This window comes from Tardiphaga sp. OK246 (assembly GCF_900188215.1).
Classification (GTDB): domain Bacteria; phylum Pseudomonadota; class Alphaproteobacteria; order Rhizobiales; family Xanthobacteraceae; genus Tardiphaga; species Tardiphaga robiniae.
In genome coordinates, this window is sequence record NZ_FZOX01000005.1 from 534,823 (window position 1) to 554,078 (window position 19,256).

The window sequence follows — 19,256 nt, forward strand, 5'->3', positions numbered from 1 at the left end:
AACGCCCCTGCCGGAGCCCGGAATGTCTCAAGAGATCGACTACTATTTTTCGCTGCCATCGCCCTGGGCCTATATCGGCCACACGCTCTTTCGCGATCTCGTAAGTACTTATGATCTCAAGGTGAATCATAAGCCGGTATTTCTCGGCGATCTGTTTTCGGAAACCGGCGGCCTTCCGCTGGGCAAGCGTCATCCGGTGCGGCAGCGCTACCGGATGCTTGAATTGCAGCGCTGGCGCGACAAGCGCGGTCTCGATTTCCATCTGCAGCCAAAGAACTGGCCATTCGATGGCCGACTCGCCGATGGTCTGGTGATCGCGGCGCTTGAGGCTGGACACGATCCGGACCCGTTCCTGCGCCGCGCATTTCCTGCGGTCTGGGAAGGTCAGCTCAATCTCGGCGACGCGGCCGTGCTGACCAGGCTGGCGGATGATTCGGGGCTGCCGGGCGCGAAACTGCTAGAGCGCGCGGCGTCCAGCGAGATCGCCGAGAAATATGAGCAGAACCGTCAGGAGGCGATTGCGGCCGACGTGTTCGGCTCGCCCGCCTATGTGCTCAACGGTGAAGTATTTTGGGGCCAGGACCGGCTCGAATTGCTGGCAGATGCGTTGAAGGCGAAGCGAGCGCCTTTCAAATCTCAAATCTGAGCACATTTGAGAGTAAAGGCGGCTATCGCCCCGAACTCGCAACGCGGAGCATCTCCATGAAGAATGCTGTGGTGCGTTTTGCCTCCCCCGGACAGCCCATGCGGTACGCTGCGCGGGTTGGCGCGGTTCTGATGGCCGGGATCGTCAGTGCGTCTGCGCAGGCCCTCCCGGACATCGAGAATGGCCGTTATTCGCTGTCGCCGATCGCTGAAGGCGTCATCCGCCTGGATACCCGCACCGGCACGGTTTCGACATGCACGGATAAGGGATCCGGCTGGGCCTGCTATGTCTTGCCGGATGAACGTGCCGCGCTCGATACCGAGATCGGGCGGTTGCAGAGGGACAACGACAGACTGAAGGCGGAGCTTGCCCAGCGCGGTCCAGCCGTCGCCGGCAAGACCGATGAAGCGCTCCCGAAGCAGGATTCGCTGAAGCCCGGAAAACCAGGGAGTGCGGATGGCGAGAGGAAGATCGAGATTCCGCTGCCGAGCGAACGCGACGTCGATCGGGTGATGGCCTTTGTCGAAAACGCGTGGCGTCGCCTTGTCGACATGGCCAGCCGCATCCAGCGCGATTCCAGCGGGAAGATCTGAGCGCTGCGAGTTTAGCGCCGGATGGCAGCGCTCACATAGCTGACTGGTATTATCGCAGCGCCTTTTGCCGCGATATCGAGAATAATTCGGTACTAGCAGAGAGGAGCCAAATCGTACGTTTTTCGACTTAAGGGAGCACTTTGATGCCGAGATTTTATTTTGATCTCGTCGATGGGACGACCGTGCCCGACGCTTCCGGGCAGATTTTGCGCAATGAATTGCTGGCCGCTGAGGTCGCCGACAAGCTCGCGGGCGATATTTACAAGATCAGGCCCGAGCTCCGCGGCAAGCACTTCGCCATTTCCGTCCGCAACGAGGAGGGCGAGGAAATTCACCGCGCAGATGTGGTTAGCTCCGACGATTAACGCAGAGCGCAGCTCTTATTTGCGGTCGAGCCCGATATCGTCGCGGTCGGCTTGATCTGTCTTGTCTGCGTCCTTGATGACAGCTTTCTCCTGCACACGCTGTTCGTCCTTGCGTGGCCCCGGCCCCGGAATGTCCCTTGATGTCTTAGGCTTCATGGCGTTTTCCATTGTTCATCCAGATTGAAGTGGGAACGCCATATGCGCGTTTTGGTTCATCAGAAGGTTTGCCAGTCGAAAGGTTAGTGTCGTGACATCTGCCAGATCCATCACGCGCAGTGCGCCGTCTTCAGTTCGTGTCGAGACCGTGATGTCGTCACTGCTGACTGTGCAGACATCCGGTGCCGGCTTCATCGATATCACCCGCGAGGTCGGCAAATTCCTGAGCGAGATCGACGCCCGTGAAGGTGCGTTGACGCTGTTCATCCGCCATACCTCAGCGTCGCTCACCATCCAGGAAAACGCTGATCCTTCCGTGCTGGTCGATCTCATGACAACACTCGATCGTCTTGCGCCTCAGGATTTTGACTGGACGCACGATACGGAGGGTCCCGACGACATGCCGGCGCATGTTCGTACCATGCTGACCGCAACCTCGCTGCACATTCCCGTTCTGTCAGGCAAGCTCGCGCTTGGAACCTGGCAGGGCATCTATCTGATCGAACACCGCGCCCGCCCGCATCGCCGCGAGGTGGTGCTGCAGTTCGTCGGCGCGACCTGACGCTCGCAGATCTGCTGAAACAAAAAAAAGGCCGCGGATTGCTCCGCGGCCGGTTTGTTGTCGTCGTGTCCGCCGGCAGCCAGGCTGCCGGCTTGGCGAGATTAGTTCGCGCTGATATCGACGTCCTTGGTCTCCGGCAGGAAGAAGAAGCCGACGACCACGGTGATTGCCGCGAAGATGATCGGGTACCACAAGCCGGCATAGATATCGCCGGTCGAGGCCACGATGGCGAAGGCAGTCGCCGGGAGAAGTCCGCCGAACCAGCCGTTGCCGATGTGATAGGGCAGCGACATCGAGGTGTAGCGGATCTTGGTCGGGAACAGTTCGACCAGCATTGCCGCGATCGGCCCGTAGACCATGGTCACGAACAGCACCAGGACGAACAGCAGTCCGATCACCGCCGCGACCTGCGGACGGAAGATATCGAACGGATGCGCCATCTTCACGATCTGCGCGTCGCCCGCCTTGGGATAGCCCGCCGCCTGAACCGCTGCGAGAACCTGCGGGTTCGACGCTGCAGCCGCGGTGTAGGGCACGTCCTTGCCGTTGACGACGACCTTCACGCCCGAGCCCGCTGCACCGTAGGCGGTCGAGTACTTGACCGACGACTGGGCCAGATAGGCGCGGGCCGTATCGCAAGGCGTGGAGAACACGCGGGTGCCGACCGGGTTGAACAGATCGCCGCACAGCGCGGGATCTGAAACGACTTCCACCTTCACGGTCTCGATCGCCTTTTCCAGCGTCGGGTTGGCGTTGGTGGTGATCATCCGGAAGATCGGGAAGAAGGTCAGCGCTGCGATCAGGCAGCCTGCCAGAATGATCGGCTTGCGGCCGATCTTGTCGGACAGGGCGCCCCAGAACACGAAGAAGCCGGTGCCGAGCAGCAGCGACCACGCGATCAGGAGATTCGCGGTGTAACCGTCGACCTTGAGGATCGATTGCATGAAGAACAGCGCGTAGAACTGGCCGGTGTACCAGACCACGCCCTGGCCCATCACGCCGCCGAACAGTGCGATCAGCACGATCTTGGCGTTGCTCCAGTTGCCGAAGGCTTCGGTGAGCGGAGCCTTGGAGCCCTTGCCCTCGTCCTTCATCTTCTGGAACACGGGCGATTCATTCAGGCGCAGACGGATCCAGACCGAGATGCCGAGCAGAACCACCGAGACCAGGAACGGAATGCGCCAGCCCCAGGCGGCGAATTCAGGCTCACCCAGCGCCGACCGCGTGAACAGGATCACGAGTAGCGACAGGAACAGGCCGAGCGTGGCCGTGGTCTGAATGAACGACGTGTAGTAGCCGCGCTTGCCGGCCGGCGAGTGCTCCGCCACGTAGGTCGCCGCACCGCCATACTCGCCGCCGAGCGCAAGGCCCTGCAGCAGGCGCAGGCCGATCAGGATGATCGGAGCCGCGATGCCGATGGTCGCTGCGTTAGGCAGGATGCCGACGATGAACGTCGACAGGCCCATGATGAGGATGGTGACGAGGAACGTATACTTGCGGCCGACGATGTCGCCGACGCGTCCGAACACGATGGCGCCAAACGGACGAACGATGAAGCCCGCGGCGAAGGCCAGCAGCGCGAAGATGTCGCGCGTGGCCTGATTGAACATCGGCAGCTTGGTGGCGGGATCGATCACGCCGAAGAACTGCGCGCCGATGATGCCGGCCAGCGAGCCGAACAGGTAGAAGTCATACCATTCGAAAACAGTGCCGAGCGAGGAGGCGAAGATGACGAAGCGTTCGTCCTTCGTCATCCCCTGGGCTTTCGCCGATGTAGCTGCGATGGTGGACATGTTTGAATCGCTCCCCAAATCCGTTGCAAAATTTATTGTGGCTTCTCGCTCGCTGCGCCGAACTTCTGTCGGCTCATTGCAGAGAACTTCGATGCAAAAGGTAGCATTGCGGGGAAATGCGACCCAATACGACTTTAGGCCGTGCGCAAGGGGGCTGTGCGCAGACGTCGCAGTGGCGAAAACGTCCTTCCGGACGTGCGCGTGCATATGAAATATTGCGCCGCACAATGGCCCGCGTTCACCAATTTACCGCGTGGCAGCATTGGGCGCTTGCAAGACGTTGTCGCGCGGGGGACACTTGTGGCGAAATGCGCTTTTGCGCGTCGTCTCAACGCGGTCGCTGGTTCGCCGCAAGATTTTTGCATGGATTTTGATGACCGTTATCGCTCCCTCGCGCCTCATTATTGCCGACGATCATCCGTTGTTCCGCGGTGCATTGCGGCAGGCGGTCAGCAGTGTGCTGCCGACGACCACGGTCGATGAAGCCGGTACGTTCGAGGATCTGACCAAACTGCTGGAACAGGATTCCGACGTCGATCTGATCCTGCTCGATCTGTCGATGCCGGGGATATCAGGATTCTCGGGACTGATTTACCTCCGAGCACAGTATCCCGCGATTCCGGTGGTTATCGTCTCCGCCAGCGATGACGTCGGTACGATCCGCCAATCGCTCGACTTTGGCGCGTCCGGCTTTATTCCAAAGCGCTTCGGGGTCGATACGCTGCGCGATGCCATCGTGCGCGTGATGGATGGCGACGTCTGGGTTCCACCGGACGTCGACATGTCCGCAGCGGCCGATCCGGAAATGAGCAAACTGCGCGATCGGCTGGTAACGCTGACGCCGCAGCAGGTTCGCGTGCTGATGATGCTATCGCAGGGACTGCTCAACAAGCAGATCGCCTATGAGCTCGGCGTGTCCGAGGCGACCATCAAGGCGCATGTCTCGGCGATCCTGCAGAAGCTCGGTGTCGAGAGCCGCACCCAGGCCGTCATCGCCGCGGCGAAGATCGCCGGCGGCCAGTGGCGTCAGGGCGAACAGACGCCGCAATAATCGGACTATTCCGCCGCGATCATCTGCTGCGTGCGCCATTGCCCGAGCAGCGCACGCAGCGACGCCGGTTTGACCGGCTTGTTCAGCACGGCGATCTTGTCCTGCCGTGCAGCCGATTGCACATGCGGGCTGCGGTCGGCGGTGATCAGGATGGCCGGAATTTCCTTGCCGAAACGGTTGCGGATTTCCCGGATCGCGGCGACGCCGTTGCCGCGATCGAGATGGTAATCGACCAGCAAGCCGGTGAGGCGTCGGCCTGAGGCCTGGATTTCGGCAATCGCATTCATCGCGGCTTCCGGATCAGGGACAGCGACGACCTCGGCTCCCCAGGCCTGCAGCAGCGTCTTCATGCCGTCGAGAATCGCCATGTCGTTCTCGATACAGACAACGAGCGTGCCCGACATCGGTGACTTCGACAGCGGCGTCGCGCTGGTGACCGCGGTGGTGTGATTGATCGCCTTGGCCACGGGCACCGTCACCGAGAAGAACGAGCCGCCGCTACGATTGGAATCCAGCGCGATGCCGTGATTGAGCACATGCGCGAGGCGCTTGACGATCGACAGGCCGAGCCCGAGGCCACGCGCGATCCGCGCACCCTGTTCGAGCCGGTGAAATTCCTTGAAAATCTCACCACGTTTGAGGATCGGAATGCCGACGCCGGTATCGTAGATGCCAATCTGCAAGGCCTTGCCGCGGCGCCGGCAGCCGACCAGCACGCGGCCATGCGGCGTGTATTTGATCGCGTTCGAGATCAGGTTCTGCAGAAGACGGCGCAGCATCAGGCGATCGGATTCCACGGGCAGTGAGCACGGCACGAATGTGAGCTTGACGCCGCGGGCGTGCGCGATCGGTGCATATTCGATCTCGAGCGAGCGCATCAGGTCGCCGATGCGGAAACTCGAAATCGCGGGACTCATGGCGCCGGCATCGAGGCGTGAGATGTCGAGCAGGGCGCCGAGGATTTCCTCGATGGCCTCCAGCGAGTCGTCGATATTCTCGACCAGCCGCGCGTCCTCGCCGCCGCTCTTTCGCTCGACCAGGCTGGTGACATAGAGCCGTGCGGCATTGAGCGGCTGTAGAATGTCGTGGCTGGCAGCGGCCAGAAAGCGGGTCTTGGAGATGTTGGCATCTTCCGCAGTGCTCTTGGCGAGCGCCAGTTCGGAATTCAGCCGTGTCAGCTCCTCGGTGCGGTCGCGGACGCGTTTTTCCAGCGTGGCGTTGGCGCGCTCCAGCGCCTCTGCTGCCTCGAAGCTGGGCGTGACGTCGGAGAAGGTGAGCACGAGCCCGCCATCGGGCATCTTGTTGGTGCGTACCTCGATGACGATCTGGCGGTCCTGAAGACGTTCAAGATAAGGCTCGCCCTCGGTGGTGTAGGCAGCCAACCGCGCCTGCGTCAGGGTTTCGTTGTCGCCATAAGGCGACGCGCTCTGGATGCCGATGAATTCCAGAATCTCCCGGAGCGGAATGCCGATCTGCACGATCTGCGGTGGGAGGCCGAGCAGTTCGCCGAACTGCCGGTTGGAGACGATGAGCTGCAGGTCGGGGTTAAAGACGGCGATGCCCTGGCGGACGTGATTGAGCGCAGTCTGCAGAATTTCGCGATTGAAATGCAGCGCCGCGTGGGAATCGTCGAGCAGCTTCAAGGCCGCCTTGGCCGACACCGTACGCTTGCGCAGCAGCAGCGACATCACCACGCGGGATGAGGCTGCGCCGATCGATGACGCGATCAGATATTCTGCGTGCTGCAGCAGTTCGAAATCCGCAGGTGCGGCCGGATCGAGATCGACACGGCGACGCGTGGCGAAAGCATCGAAGGATTCGCGCGCGCGGTCCGGGCCGAGATATTGGGTCACGGTGCTGAGAATGTCCTGCACCGTCACCGTGGTCCGCCAGCGCCGGAATGCCGGTGTGATCGGCGCCAGTGTGTTCGGCACGAAGACGTCAGCCTGCAGCCGTTCGATCGACGACGGCGCCCGCATCAGCGACAGCACGATATAGGTCAGGATATTGAGCGACAGGCTCCAGAGCGTGCCGTGCAGCAGCGGTGGCAATTCAGTGCCGAGCAGGTCCTGTGGCCGCAGCGCCTCGATGCCGAACGGGCCGTGCTGCAGGAACAGGACGCCTGCGGTACTGCCTTCAAGGAAGCTCGGGATGAACAGCGTATAGGCCCAGACGATGAAGCCGACCACCATGCCGCCCATGGCGCCACGGGCAGTCGCGCGCCGCCAGATCAGCCCGCCAAAGAAAGCCGGAGCGAGTTGCGCGATGGCGGCAAATGACAGCAGGCCGATGGCGGCCAGTTGCGTATTGCCGAGTGCGCGGAAATAGAAATAGGCCATCACCATGATGGCGAAGATCGAAAACCGCCTTGCCTTGAGCAGGAAGTTGCCGAAGTCGGTCTGCTCATTCTGCGTCTGCGGTCCGCGCCGCAAGACCAGTGGCAACACGATATCGTTGGACACCATAATGGCCAGCGCAACGCATTCGACGATCACCATCGCGGTGGCAGCCGATAAACCGCCGATGAACACCGCCATGCTGAGTGCGCTGGAGCCGGCTTCGATCGGCAGCGCCAGCACATACATGTCGCTGTCGACGGCGCCGAACGGAAAGGTCACGAGGCCCGCCAGGGCGATCGGAATGACGAACAGGTTGATGGCGATCAGATAGGTGGGAAACAGCCAGCGCGCACGGCTCACTTCGGAGTCGCTGGAATTCTCGACGACGCTGACGTGGAACTGCCGGGGCAGCAGCATGATGGCGCAGAACGACAGCAGCACCATCGTGAGGAAATTGCCGAACGACGGGACATAGTTGATGGCGCGCATCGCCTCCGGTGTCTTCATCGCGCGCTCGACCAGCTCCGAGGGGCCGAACATCCAGAATGTCACGAAGGCGCCGGCGATGATGAACACCACCAGCTTGACGATGGATTCGGTCGCCACGGCGAGCATCAAGCCGTGCTGATGCTCGGTCGCATTGGTCTGCCTTGTGCCGAACAGCACGGCGAACATCGCCATTGCGAGAGTCACGACCAGTGCCATGTCGCCGACGATGGGAACGCCGGCAATGGCCTTGTCCTCGCCGAGGATCGTTTCCAACGACGACGCGACGGCTTTCAGCTGCAGCGCAATGTACGGAACCGAACCGATGATGGCGATCACGGCCACGGTGGCGGCGACGGCCTGGCTCTTGCCGTAACGCGCGGCGATGAAGTCGGCGATCGAGGTGATGTTCTGGGTCTTGGCGAGGTGGATCACACGCCGCAGCACGGGCGAGAAGAAGGCAAAGAACAGGATCGGCCCGACATAGATCGCGAGGAAATCCACGCTGGTCCGGCTGGCCACGCCGACCGAGCCGAAGAACGTCCATGACGTGCAATAGATCGCCAGCGACAGCGGATAGATGACGGCCTTGGCGCGGCCGCTCTGGAAAAGCGCGATCCGGTCGCCATAGCTGGCGACGCAAAACAGAAATCCGATGTAGCAGAGGGCGGCAACAATCACGCCCCAGTCGTGCAGCATCGTGCGTGCTCCCTTTGGCGGGCTGAAGCCCGTCCGTCAGGCGAAAATCTAGCCGGTTGCGCCGGTGCAGGCGACAGGGATTTGGCCGGACGCCGGGGAATGCCGGATCGTCGTTAAATCCAGCGCGGGCCGAAAAAGGCGATCAGGATAATGAACAGCCACGCGGTCACGCCGGCCAGCAGAGCGAGGCGGTAATCGAACGTGCCGACCGTGAGATAGCAGATGCCGAGAAAAGCGAGATAGGCCGGAATGGTCTTCGCGCCGGCCATGCAGGCTTCCCGGAAGCCCGCGCTGTCGCCTTTTGCGCCGACGATGAGGAGCGCAATGATCGCAAAGGTCGGAAACAACGGCAGAATGCCGGGCAGCGTGTTGCCCCGTTTGGACAACCAGGCAATCAGGGCGGTGAGCAGTCCGCCGAGAATACCTTTCCAGATGATGTCCATGATGGTGACTCGTTTTGAGGCGGGCGTCGTTCTCTCCGCGTCATCGCGAGGAGCATAGCGACGAAGCAATCCAGTCTTCGCTTCGGGCCTCTGGATTGCTTCGCTGCGCTCGCAATGACGGCCGTGAGAGGATTACTCCGCTGCCAGCGCCTTGGTGCGCAGTGGCAGGCCGAGTTCATCCCACACCTGCAGCAGCGATTCTGCGAGATGATCGATCAGCACGTCGTCGTGATAGGGCGACGGCGTGATGCGGAGGCGCTCGGCGCCCTTGGCGACGGTCGGGTAGTTGATCGGCTGGATGTAGATGCCGTGATCTTCGAGCAGCAGATCGCAGGCCTTCTTGCAAAGTTCGGCATCGCCGACGAACACCGGCACGATATGGGTGTCGGTGGACATCACCGGAATGCCGGCCGCGGTGAGGATCGCCTTGACCCGCGCAGCGCGGTCCTGATGGCGTTCGCGTTCCCAGCTCGAGCTCTTCAGGTGTTTGATCGCAGCAGTCGCGGCCGAGCAGATCGCCGGCGGCAATGCGGTGGTGAAGATAAAGCCCGGCGCATAGGAGCGCACGGCGTCTACGATGTCCTTGTTTGCTGCGATATAGCCGCCGAGGCAGCCATAGGCTTTGGCGAGCGTGCCTTCCAGCACGTCGATGCGGTGCATCACGCCATCGCGCTCGGCGATGCCGCCGCCGCGTGGGCCATACATGCCGACCGCATGGACTTCATCCACATAGGTCATCGCGCCGTAACGTTCGGCGAGATCGCAGATCGCAGCCAGCGGTGCGACGTCGCCGTCCATCGAATACAGGCTCTCGCAGGCGATCAGCTTCGGCCGCGCGGGATCGGCGGCCTTCAGCAGTTCCTCGAGATGCGCGACGTCGTTGTGACGGAACACGACGCGGTCGCAGCCGGCCTGCCGGATGCCTTCGATCATCGAGTTATGATTCAGTGCGTCGGACAGGATCAGGCAATTCGGCATCAGCTTGGCGAGCGTCGAAATGCCGGTCTGGTTCGAGACATAGCCCGAGGTGAAGAGCAGCGCCGCCTGCTTGCCGTGGAGGTCGGCGAGTTCTTCCTCGAGCTGCACCAGCGGATGATGGGTGCCTGCGATATTGCGGGTGCCGCCGGCACCGGTGCCGACGCGGGTCGCGGTTTCGACCATGGCGCCGACCACTTTCGGGTGCTGGCCCATGCCGAGGTAATCGTTGGAGCACCAGATCACGACATTGCGCGGGCCCTGCGGCGTGTGCCAGACCGCATGCGGGAACCGACCGGCAATGCGCTCGAGGTCGGCGAAGACACGATAGCGGCGCTCGTCATGCAAACGATTGAGCGCGTCACTGAAGAACTTGCTGTAATCCATCGCAAAAGACCCAAAAACGAAACCCGAACCCAGCGTCAGGTGCGTTTTAGAGCTTTTCCAGCTTGGCTGTCGAGGCGCAATTGGTCAATTTGACTAAGCGTCGCGGCTTTTGATGTACATCAAGAGCCTGAGGTCATTCACGAATTTTTGCTGCGCTGCAGGTTACGCCGATTTGAACCGCAGCATGCCATCGGCGCCCATTGTCGAGGTCAGCCGCTTCTGCGCCAGCATGTGATTGACGTGAGCGATCAATTCGCCGGCGGCAAATCCGGTCTGGTGGGCATCGAGCTTGTGCTTGTGAAACACCACCGGCACCAGCTCGGCCGAGGTCTTGCCGGTATCCTTGCATGCGGCGGCGATCATCTGGCAGCGCTCTTCGTGATGGTCTGCGAGCTGCTTGATGCGGATCTTGAGGCCATGAAACGGCACGCCATGACCCGGGAGCACCAGCACATCGTCGGGTAGCGTATCGGCGAGACGCTTCAGCGAATGCAGATAGGAGCCGAGCGAATTCTCGTCGGGCTCATGCGCCCAGACGCTGACATTGGGCGAGATCTTGCTCAGCACCTGATCGGCCGACAGGAACAGTTTATCGGCTTCGCAATACAGCATCACCTGATCCGGTGAATGGCCGGCGCCGGTGAGCACGCGGAAGGTGCGCGTGCCGATCACGAGATCGTCGCCGTCAGACAACCGGCGATAGGCCGCCGGCAGTGGCACCGTCTTTTTCAGATACTCCTGGCCGCGGCCGAGCAATTGCTCGGTGATATCTGCATCCATGCCGTGGCGATGGAAGAACTGCCGCATATTGACGATGCGCTCTTCGGTTCGGCGGTGCTGGTGATAGACGCCCTGCAGATATTCGACTTGCGACATATAGAAGGGGCAGTTGAACCGCTGCACCATCCAGCCGGCCTGGCCGACATGATCGGGATGCGCGTGGGTGACAATCACCTTGCTGATCGGCTTGCCCTTCAGCGGACCTTCGAACAGTTTCGTCCATGCAGCGATGGTGGCGTCATTGCCGATGCCGGTATCCACCATGGCCCAGCCGTCGCCGTCGGCCAGCAGATAGATGTTCACATGGTTGAGGCGAAACGGCAGGTCGAGCCGGATCCAGAGAACGCCCGGGGCGATTTCGACCACCTGATCGGTCCCGGGATGGTTCTCCCAGGGATATCGGAGGTCGTCGGCTGGCTTTGTGCTGGCGTCTGTTTTCGAATGCATCGGTTCTGTCACAATGTCCTTTTCATCCGGCTTAGCGGGCCAAGGACCCCTGCGCCAGCACAAATTCGGCTGGCGCAGGGCATGGGTTTATGCGCTGGCGCGCATATCGGCCTGTGCTGAAGCGGTAACCGGAAGAGCCGCCGTGCTCTTTCCGCTCACGTCGTCGAGCCGCGAGGTCATGCCGAGCCGGTCCAGCAGGTTGGCGTCGCGGTCGCTCTGGGGGTTTTTCGTGGTCAGCAGCACGTCGCCGATGAAGATCGAATTGGCACCGGCCACAAAGCACAGCGCCTGCAGTTCATCAGTCATATATTGCCGTCCGGCGGAAAGCCGCACCACGCTCTTCGGCATCATGATACGCGCCACGGCGATCATGCGGACCAGCGCGATTGGATCCGGGCGTTCGGCGGTGTCGTTGACCGGCACGCCCTTCACTTCGTTCCACATATTTATCGGCACGCTGTCCGGATGATGCGGCAGGTTGGCCAGCAGCATCAACATGCCCAGACGATCCTCGACCTGCTCGCCCATACCGATGATACCGCCGCAGCAGACCTTGAGGCCGGCATGGCGCGCCCGCGCCAATGTCTCGATGCGATCTTCCATCGTACGCGTGGTGATGATCTTGCCGTAGAACTCCGGCGAGGTATCGACATTGTGATTGTAAAAGTCGAGACCGGCGTCCTGCAGGCGTTTGGCCTGATCTTCCGTGAGCATGCCCAGCGTCGCGCAGGTCTCGAGGCCGAGATCCTTCACCGCGCTGACCATGTCGCATACGCGGTCGAGATCCTTGTCCTTGGGATTGCGCCAGGCCGCGGCCATGCAGAAGCGGCTCGCACCGGCATCCTTTGCGCGCTGCGCCGTGGCAACCACGGCGTCGCGGTCCATTAGCTTGGTCGCCTTGACGTCAGTGTTGTAGTGCGCGCTTTGCGAGCAATAACCGCAATCTTCCGCGCAGCCGCCGGTCTTGATGCTGAGCAGGCTCGCAGTCTCGACGTGATTCGGATCGAAATTGCTGCGGTGGGTGCTCTGCGCCTGAAAAATCAGGTCTGCAAACGGCAAATCATAGAGTGCCTGGGCTTCATGGCGTTGCCAGTCGTGGCGCAGTTCGGTCGATGTCCATGCAGAGGGAGTTGGGGGCATTCACGCAATCCTTACATTCTGCGCAGCCACCGATCATGGGCTGCTGTGAAAGCAGTCCATGATTTTGAGGGTTGGAGCAATGACGCTGGCCGGGTGCAGCCATGCGCTGGATCGCCGCTCCTATGCCGCGCGGATGCTCGACAGGAATTCGTCGATTTCACCGCGAAGAACGTCGGCCTCGCGGCGCAGTTCACCCGAGGCGCCGAGCACGTCGTTGGCAGCCGTGCCGGCCTGCGTCGATGCATCGCTGACGCCGACGATGTTGCTCGACACTTCGCTGGTGCCGCCGGCGGCGTGCTGGATGTTGCGCGCGATCTCGCGTGTTGCCGCACCTTGCTGTTCAACGGCGGTCGCGATGGCAGCACTGACGTGATTGATCTCGGCGATGGTCTGCCCGATGTTGCGGATCGCACCGACCGCGGTGGACGTGACCTGCTGCATCGAGACGATCTGGGTGCGAATCTCGTCGGTGGCCTTTGCGGTCTGATCGGCAAGGCTCTTCACCTCGGAGGCCACCACGGCGAAACCGCGGCCTGCATCGCCCGCGCGTGCCGCCTCGATGGTCGCGTTGAGCGCCAGCAGGTTGGTCTGCGACGCGATGGTCTGGATCAGATCGATCACCACGCTGATGCGATTGGCGTTATCGGCCAGACCCTGCATCGTTGCATCGGTTTCGCCGGCCTCGTTGACGGCCTTTGCGGCGATTTCGGTTGAGGTTACGACCTGTCGGCTGATCTCGTTGATCGATGACGACAGCTGCTCGGTCCCGGCCGAGACCGTCTGGACGTTCACCGAGGTTTCCTCTGCGGCCGATGCGACGGCGCTGACCAGCGCGCTGGAGCGATCGGCCGTAGCCGTCATGCTCTGCGCGGTCGATTGCATGGAATCGGCCGAGCTCTGCAGCTTCTCCAAAGCATTGCGCACCTTGCTCTCGAAGTCGACGATGCGGGCTTCGATGCGCGACGTGCGTTCGCCCTTGGCAATGCGGTCCTGATCCTGCTCCGCGCTGAGCGCGCGGGCGTTGATCATGCTGTCGCGGAACACTTCGAGCGTGCCCGCCATCGCCGCGATTTCGTCCTGCTGGCGGCTGCGGGCGATCTCGGTGTCGAGATCTCCGCTGGACAGCCGCTGCATCGCGCGCTGCAATTGCGCGAGCCGGCGCAGGATGCTGCGGCCGACATAGAGCCAGACGAACAATGCCGATCCGATCAGCGTCAGCGCGCCGAGGCCGAGCATCACCTGCGTCGCGAGCGTGATTGTCGTCTGTGCCTGTGTCGTGGCGGCATCGGTCTCGCTGCGTACCTTGTCGACCAGTTGCTTGACGCTCATGCCGAGGCCGACATTGAGCTTGCGCGTCTCGTCGAGAATGAGTTCGCCATATTCGACGGTGTCCATCTCTTTCTGGCGCACCTTGAAGACGCTGTTCTTGCCGTCACCGATCGCCAGCAGCTGCAGGGCGGCTTCCTTGAGTTCTTTGGTCCCCTTGATGCCGACGAGAGCATCGAGATTGGATTTGACGCGAGTCTGGGCGGCCTTGAAGTTGTCTTCGATCGGAGAGAGCGCTTCGGACGAGCCGGCAGACAGTGCGGCCATCAGATCGGACGAGATCAGGTTGGTGCTGGCGACGACTTCGCCGACCTGCACGATGACTCGCGCGGCTTCGCCCGAATCTTCGGCCGAGAAGACTGTTGCCCGCAGCGTGTCGTTCATCACGTTCTGGGCGTCGGTGGCGGCTGGCTCCGACATCTTGACGAAGTTTGCTGCAGCGGCGCGCAGGGAGTCGTATTGCTTCTGATGTTGGGCGACGGCGTCGAGACGTTCCTGGGTGGCAGCGCCAAGGCTGCGAATCGTGTCTTCGATGTTCTTGACGGTATCGGCCAGGGCGGCGACCACGGCCTTGTCGGCGCCGAGCTTGGCGATGGTGTCGAGCTTCTCGACTGCAATCTTGTGCGTATCGCGCATGCGCTGCGAGCGTTCCTTCAGAACGTCGGGGCTGCTCGATGCCAGCAGCATCGGGCCCTGGCTGGCAAGGCTCTCGCTGGCGGTGGCCAGTTGAAGGCTGGCGGTCAGTTTCGGAATGTCCCGGCCGTTCAGGTCCGTCATCATGCCGCCGAGCTGACCGAGAATCATGCCGGCACCGGCACTGATCAGGATCGCCATGCCCGCGATAACAGCGAAGGCGGCGAACAGGCTGCCGCGAATGCCCCAACGGGGCCGCGAGAAACGAAACCGTCCGAATTTTCCGATGAACGACGTCAGTGCCATTGATTCCCCCCGCGTCCACCGTCCTGGTGGCGGATCGCGTAGAGAGTATGTAGGTACCGAGTTAATATTCGGGTAAATCGGCAACCTTTGGCTGTCGCGGGGCTTGCGAGGTTACCAAAGGGTAAAACGAAAAAGGCCGGCGTTTCCGCCGGCCTTTCCGTAGTTAAGAGCCTGAAATCAGGCGCGAAGCTCAGTACTTCGCAACAACCGGGCCACCCCAGTTGAAGCGGTAGTTCAGGCCAGCCTTGACGGTGTGCTCGTCGTTCTTGGACGACAGGCCGACGATGCCAGCCGGCGACGGAGCAGCGAAAGTGGTCTTGCCGAAGTCGTAGTACTGGTACTCAACCTTGCCCGACCAGTTCTGGGTGAACAGGTATTCGAGGCCGGCGCCGACGGTGTAACCGTCATGCTTGGTGCCGCCAGCGAAGGCAACCGGAACGCCACCAGCGGTGGTGACCAGCGATTCGCTGTAGTCGGAGTAAGCGTAGCCGCCCTTCACGTAGAGCAGTGCCGGACCCCAAGTGTAACCGATACGACCGGTAACCGAGCCGAGGCCCTTCTGGTTCAGGTTGTAGGTGACGCCTGGCGTGGTGAGGAAAGCGACGTTGGTGTTGTTCGAACCAACCCAGCTGTACTGACCTTCGATACCAACGACCCAGTTCGGAGCGAACTGGTAGTCAGCGCCGATCTGCAGACCGCCGAGGAAACGGCCATCCGAATTGTCGGAGGTGCCGCCGAAGCCGTTCGAACCATTGAACGCGCCGCCGACGTGACCGCCGATGTAGAAACCGGTCCAGTTGTAGATCGGAGCGGCAACGTAAGCCGGAGCCTTGGTGTAGGGACGAGCAGCGAGGTCAGCGGCCATTGCCGGAACCGAGGCGCCCAGGGCGATCAGGGCAACGGTGCCCATCAGGAAGTTCTTCATTTTCTTCTTCTCCAGAAAACCATTTTAGAGCGAGAGCGCGTTCGCTCCGTCTATGGCGTGGACTTAGACAGCTTTTGCGTAAAATGCTGTCACCCATTCGCCACAGCAATCGACAACCCGACACGATCTGGATTGGCGCAACGGCATGCTTATCGACGCCTTAATAAAAGCTGAAAGATGCCTTAATTTACAGAGGTTTGGCGGACCAGCGTACCTGCTCGCGCTAACCCGCAGCAGTTTGGTTTTGCTCTAGATCGATTTATTGTGATCGGCAAAACTACAGCGCTTTATCTGCGTCGCCTGCAACCTCCCACATCACGTTTTGGAACGTCTCAAACCGCTGTGCGAATGCCGGCTGCGTGATGACACCGATCGGTCTGTCATGGGAAACAAAAAACGCGCGACCCGTTAGATGTTTGCGTGGTGTCGGTCGGCGCCTCCGGGAATGGAATCGCGTTGCATGCAGGTTGAGCGGATTTTACGTGAATACGGCCACTTCCTTCGGCCGATGAGTGAAGCGCCACGCGACGGTCAGCGAATCCTTGGCCACTCTGCCCAAGGTGGTGCCCAGGGCGGCCACCTCATTTCCTGCTACTGGGAACCGCACCCCCAAGGCCTGATCGGGCCGAACTGGGTGGAGGAGCGCGATAGCGCCATCGGTTATATCGACCGCTATTTCGATGGCTGGATCAGGCCCCGCGAATTCAGGCTGCTTGATTCGGTCGCCATCAACCGGTTGCTCGTCGCTTACATCGACGATGCGCGCGCCGCCGATAACCGCGAGGCGCTCAAAATGCTTGAAGCAGGAGACGGTTAGGGCATGACCCCGAAGAGTGGATGAGGTTTTCGCCGACAAACGAGTTCGTTTGTCGAGAGATCGTGCTTCCAGTCAAGAAAAATGCTCCAGCTGCTTTGGGAAGAGCTGATGGAAGATGACGGGAAATGGCTCAGGCCGGGAGCTTTGCAGCAAACCCGGCCCTAACTGCCCGTCCTCAGGTCTAGAAAGCCTTGTTGGCTTCCGGACGATGCGTATTTTTCGGCACGAAACCGGAGCGTGTGGCCTCGCGCTGGTTGCGCACCCAAACCTCGCGGTTCGGATGCAGGCCGGCGCCGCGGGTGGCGGGCACGGCGCTTGTGCGCGCGCGATGCAAGAGCCGAGTATCAGCCTCGCCGCAGCTCGGATGGATGCCGCCATTGTCCGCGACCACCTTCTCCCATGCCGCCTTGCGCTTGGCATAGATGGCGGGGTCCTGCAGCTGCGTGCAGTTGAGTTCGTTGAGATTGAGATCGGCGATGATCTCGTCGCCGTCCTCGATCAACCCGATGGCACCACCGAGTGCGGCTTCCGGCCCGACATGGCCGATGACCAGACCCACCGAGCCGCCGGAGAAGCGTGCATCGGTCATGAGACCCACGACGATGTTGCGCTCGCGGCATAGGGTGGTGATGCGCGAGGTCGGGTCGAGCATTTCCGGCATGCCGGGCGCACCCACGGGGCCGTCGTAGCGCACGATGACCATGTCGTGGTTCTGGAATTTCTCCGGATGCTGGTCGAGCGCCTGCAGCAGGCCACGCTCGCCTTCGAACACACGCGCGGTGCCGCGGAAGCGATTGTCCTCGAGTCCGCCTTCGACGCCGGCGAGCTTGAGAATGGCGGAGAATTCCGGCGACAGGTTGCCGCCGAGCACGCGCAACCCGCCGGTCGGCTTGTAGGGCTTCGCGACAGTATAGACGACACGGCCGTCGGCCGGCTTGGTCTCCAGGCGCTTGATCTGCTCGGCCAGCGTTTCGCCGGTGCAGGTCAGCACGTCGCCATTGATCAGGCCGGCATCCATCAGCTCGCGCACGATCACCTGCACGCCGCCGACCGCATCGATATCGACCATCGAATATTTGCCATAGGGCCGCGCGTCGGTGAGGACCGGCACGATATATTGCGAAAGGTAGTTGAACTCCGCCGGCGTCATCACTTCTTTCCAGAAGTCCGCAAAGCCTGCGGCGCGCGCGATTTCCGGCGCATGCAGCGTCACATTGGTCGAGCCACCGATCGCCAGCGACACGATCATCGCATTGCGGATCGAGTCGCGGCTGACGATGTCGCGCGGCTTGATGCCCTTGGCGATCATGTTGGCGAGATAGCTGACCAGCTGCTCCGGGAATTCCTTGACGCGGCGCGGATCGTCCGACGGCGGCGCCACCATGTGCAGCGGCTGCATGCCGACCACGCCGATGAAGGTCTGCATGGTGTTGTAGGTGAAGATGCCGCCGCAAGAGCCATAACCCGGGCAGGCATGGCAGGCGATGCGGTGGCGATATTCGGCATCCGGATTGCCGGCGACCTGATAGGCGCTGACGATGTCGAGCTTCTCGCCCGTCTCCGGGTCGGTGCCGGGATGGATCGCGCCGTCCGACATGATTATCGACGGCTCGTTATGTTCGAGCAGCGCGGCCAGCGCGCCGACGGGCGGCTTGTCGCAGGCGACCACGGCGATGGTGCCGAGCAGGCCGGTGGCACTCAGATGCTCCGACAGCGCGTCGTTGGTCACTTCGCGGCCGATCAGCGAATAGCGCATTTCGCGCGTGCCGTTGCGGATGCCGTCCGAGGTCGCGATGGTGTATTCCGGCTGCACCAGGCGATAGGGCAACTGGCCTTCGCCGCGACCGATGCGCTTCTTCAGGCTCTCATGGATCGCGTCCACCTTGGACATCACGCCCATATAGCACTGGCTGTCGCCCTTGGTGCCCACCACGCCCACCGACGGCTCATGAATGAGCGTCTCGTCCGTGCCGAGTATGCGCGCAATGCCGATGGTCTGCGCGGAGCGGCCGGGATGGTTGTCGATGGTGACGACGGGCGACTTGGACACGACGAATTCCTTCCTGACGGCGTTCTTGATCTGCGAGGCTTGAATGCACCGCCGCCGGCGCTCGGCATTGGCGCATGTCAGACCCTGCGGTCAGGGCAGGGTCCGTCCACGATCCAATTTAGGATCGGTCTAGCCAGTGCATAACCCCCGAAGATCGCAAACACAATCGGATTGCCCCTCCGCTGGAACAAGGCTGCCTTGTCGCCGTCCGGTGCCGCAAAGCAGCAAAATTCCGGGTGCCATTTACGCGATCAGGCTATTTCTGCATGGTTTTGACAAACCAATGGGGTAATCGCTTCCTGCGCCGTCACAGCGGATCGCGTCGATACGGAGTTCG

Annotated in this window: 16 protein-coding genes; 6 read left to right on the plus strand and 10 right to left on the minus strand. The window is 61.6% G+C overall.

Annotated elements, in window-relative coordinates; all coding sequences use genetic code 11:
* The first annotated feature begins 22 nt into the window (after positions 1-22).
* The 3 genes from CHC01_RS23935 to CHC01_RS23945 all read left to right on the plus strand — a co-directional run bounded on the left by CHC01_RS23935 (position 23) and on the right by CHC01_RS23945 (position 1,604).
* Positions 23-646: a 2-hydroxychromene-2-carboxylate isomerase gene (locus CHC01_RS23935; RefSeq protein ID WP_089266841.1), complete on the plus strand. Its 624-nt coding sequence runs from the start codon at positions 23-25 to the stop codon at positions 644-646.
* A gap of 56 nt (positions 647-702) precedes the next feature.
* Positions 703-1,239 carry a hypothetical protein gene (locus CHC01_RS23940; protein WP_374725577.1) on the plus strand — a complete coding sequence of 179 codons (537 nt, stop codon included), beginning with the start codon at positions 703-705 and terminating at the stop codon, positions 1,237-1,239.
* Between the two features lie 143 nt (positions 1,240-1,382).
* Complete coding sequence (locus CHC01_RS23945) at positions 1,383-1,604, plus strand: DUF6894 family protein (protein ID WP_089266842.1); 222 nt, start codon at positions 1,383-1,385, stop codon at positions 1,602-1,604.
* A 15-nt stretch (positions 1,605-1,619) separates the two neighbouring features.
* Here CHC01_RS23945 and CHC01_RS32730 read toward each other — a convergent pair whose 3' ends face one another.
* Complete coding sequence (locus tag CHC01_RS32730) at positions 1,620-1,760, minus strand: hypothetical protein (protein ID WP_176454694.1); 141 nt, start codon at positions 1,758-1,760, stop codon at positions 1,620-1,622.
* Between the two features lie 91 nt (positions 1,761-1,851).
* Here CHC01_RS32730 and CHC01_RS23950 point away from each other — a divergent pair, with 91 nt between their 5' ends.
* Complete coding sequence (locus CHC01_RS23950) at positions 1,852-2,322, plus strand: secondary thiamine-phosphate synthase enzyme YjbQ (RefSeq protein WP_089266843.1); 471 nt, start codon at positions 1,852-1,854, stop codon at positions 2,320-2,322.
* Between the two features lie 101 nt (positions 2,323-2,423).
* Here CHC01_RS23950 and CHC01_RS23955 read toward each other — a convergent pair whose 3' ends face one another.
* On the minus strand, positions 2,424-4,076 hold the full coding sequence (locus CHC01_RS23955; protein ID WP_374725619.1) for an MFS transporter: 1,653 nt from the start codon (positions 4,074-4,076) through the stop codon (positions 2,424-2,426).
* A gap of 412 nt (positions 4,077-4,488) precedes the next feature.
* Between CHC01_RS23955 and CHC01_RS23960 the strand changes: the two genes are divergently transcribed.
* Positions 4,489-5,166: a response regulator gene (locus CHC01_RS23960; protein ID WP_068732722.1), complete on the plus strand. Its 678-nt coding sequence runs from the start codon at positions 4,489-4,491 to the stop codon at positions 5,164-5,166.
* A gap of 5 nt (positions 5,167-5,171) precedes the next feature.
* Here CHC01_RS23960 and CHC01_RS23965 read toward each other — a convergent pair whose 3' ends face one another.
* From CHC01_RS23965 to CHC01_RS23995, 7 genes are all read right to left on the minus strand, one after another.
* A complete protein-coding gene (locus CHC01_RS23965; protein WP_089266845.1) occupies positions 5,172-8,690 on the minus strand; it encodes a PAS domain-containing hybrid sensor histidine kinase/response regulator in 3,519 nt (1,172 codons plus the stop codon).
* Positions 8,691-8,803: 113 nt separating this feature from the next.
* Positions 8,804-9,133, minus strand: coding sequence for a GlpM family protein (locus tag CHC01_RS23970; protein WP_068732644.1), 330 nt, complete (start codon positions 9,131-9,133; stop codon positions 8,804-8,806).
* 132 nt (positions 9,134-9,265) lie between these two features.
* Complete coding sequence (gene hemA, locus CHC01_RS23975; protein ID WP_089266846.1) at positions 9,266-10,495, minus strand: 5-aminolevulinate synthase; 1,230 nt, start codon at positions 10,493-10,495, stop codon at positions 9,266-9,268.
* Positions 10,496-10,657: 162 nt separating this feature from the next.
* Positions 10,658-11,722, minus strand: a complete 1,065-nt coding sequence (locus tag CHC01_RS23980; RefSeq protein WP_089266847.1) for an MBL fold metallo-hydrolase — start codon at positions 11,720-11,722, stop codon at positions 10,658-10,660.
* A gap of 87 nt (positions 11,723-11,809) precedes the next feature.
* Positions 11,810-12,862: a biotin synthase BioB gene (gene bioB, locus CHC01_RS23985; protein ID WP_089266848.1), complete on the minus strand. Its 1,053-nt coding sequence runs from the start codon at positions 12,860-12,862 to the stop codon at positions 11,810-11,812.
* Positions 12,863-12,982: 120 nt separating this feature from the next.
* Complete coding sequence (locus CHC01_RS23990) at positions 12,983-15,127, minus strand: methyl-accepting chemotaxis protein (protein ID WP_089266849.1); 2,145 nt, start codon at positions 15,125-15,127, stop codon at positions 12,983-12,985.
* A gap of 190 nt (positions 15,128-15,317) precedes the next feature.
* Positions 15,318-16,052, minus strand: a complete 735-nt coding sequence (locus tag CHC01_RS23995; protein ID WP_089266850.1) for an outer membrane protein — start codon at positions 16,050-16,052, stop codon at positions 15,318-15,320.
* A 460-nt stretch (positions 16,053-16,512) separates the two neighbouring features.
* Between CHC01_RS23995 and CHC01_RS32025 the strand changes: the two genes are divergently transcribed.
* Positions 16,513-16,869, plus strand: a complete 357-nt coding sequence (locus CHC01_RS32025; protein ID WP_141137156.1) for a hypothetical protein — start codon at positions 16,513-16,515, stop codon at positions 16,867-16,869.
* 181 nt (positions 16,870-17,050) lie between these two features.
* Here CHC01_RS32025 and CHC01_RS24005 read toward each other — a convergent pair whose 3' ends face one another.
* On the minus strand, positions 17,051-18,919 hold the full coding sequence (locus CHC01_RS24005) for a dihydroxy-acid dehydratase domain-containing protein (protein WP_089266852.1): 1,869 nt from the start codon (positions 18,917-18,919) through the stop codon (positions 17,051-17,053).
* Between the last annotated feature and the right edge of the window lie 337 nt (positions 18,920-19,256).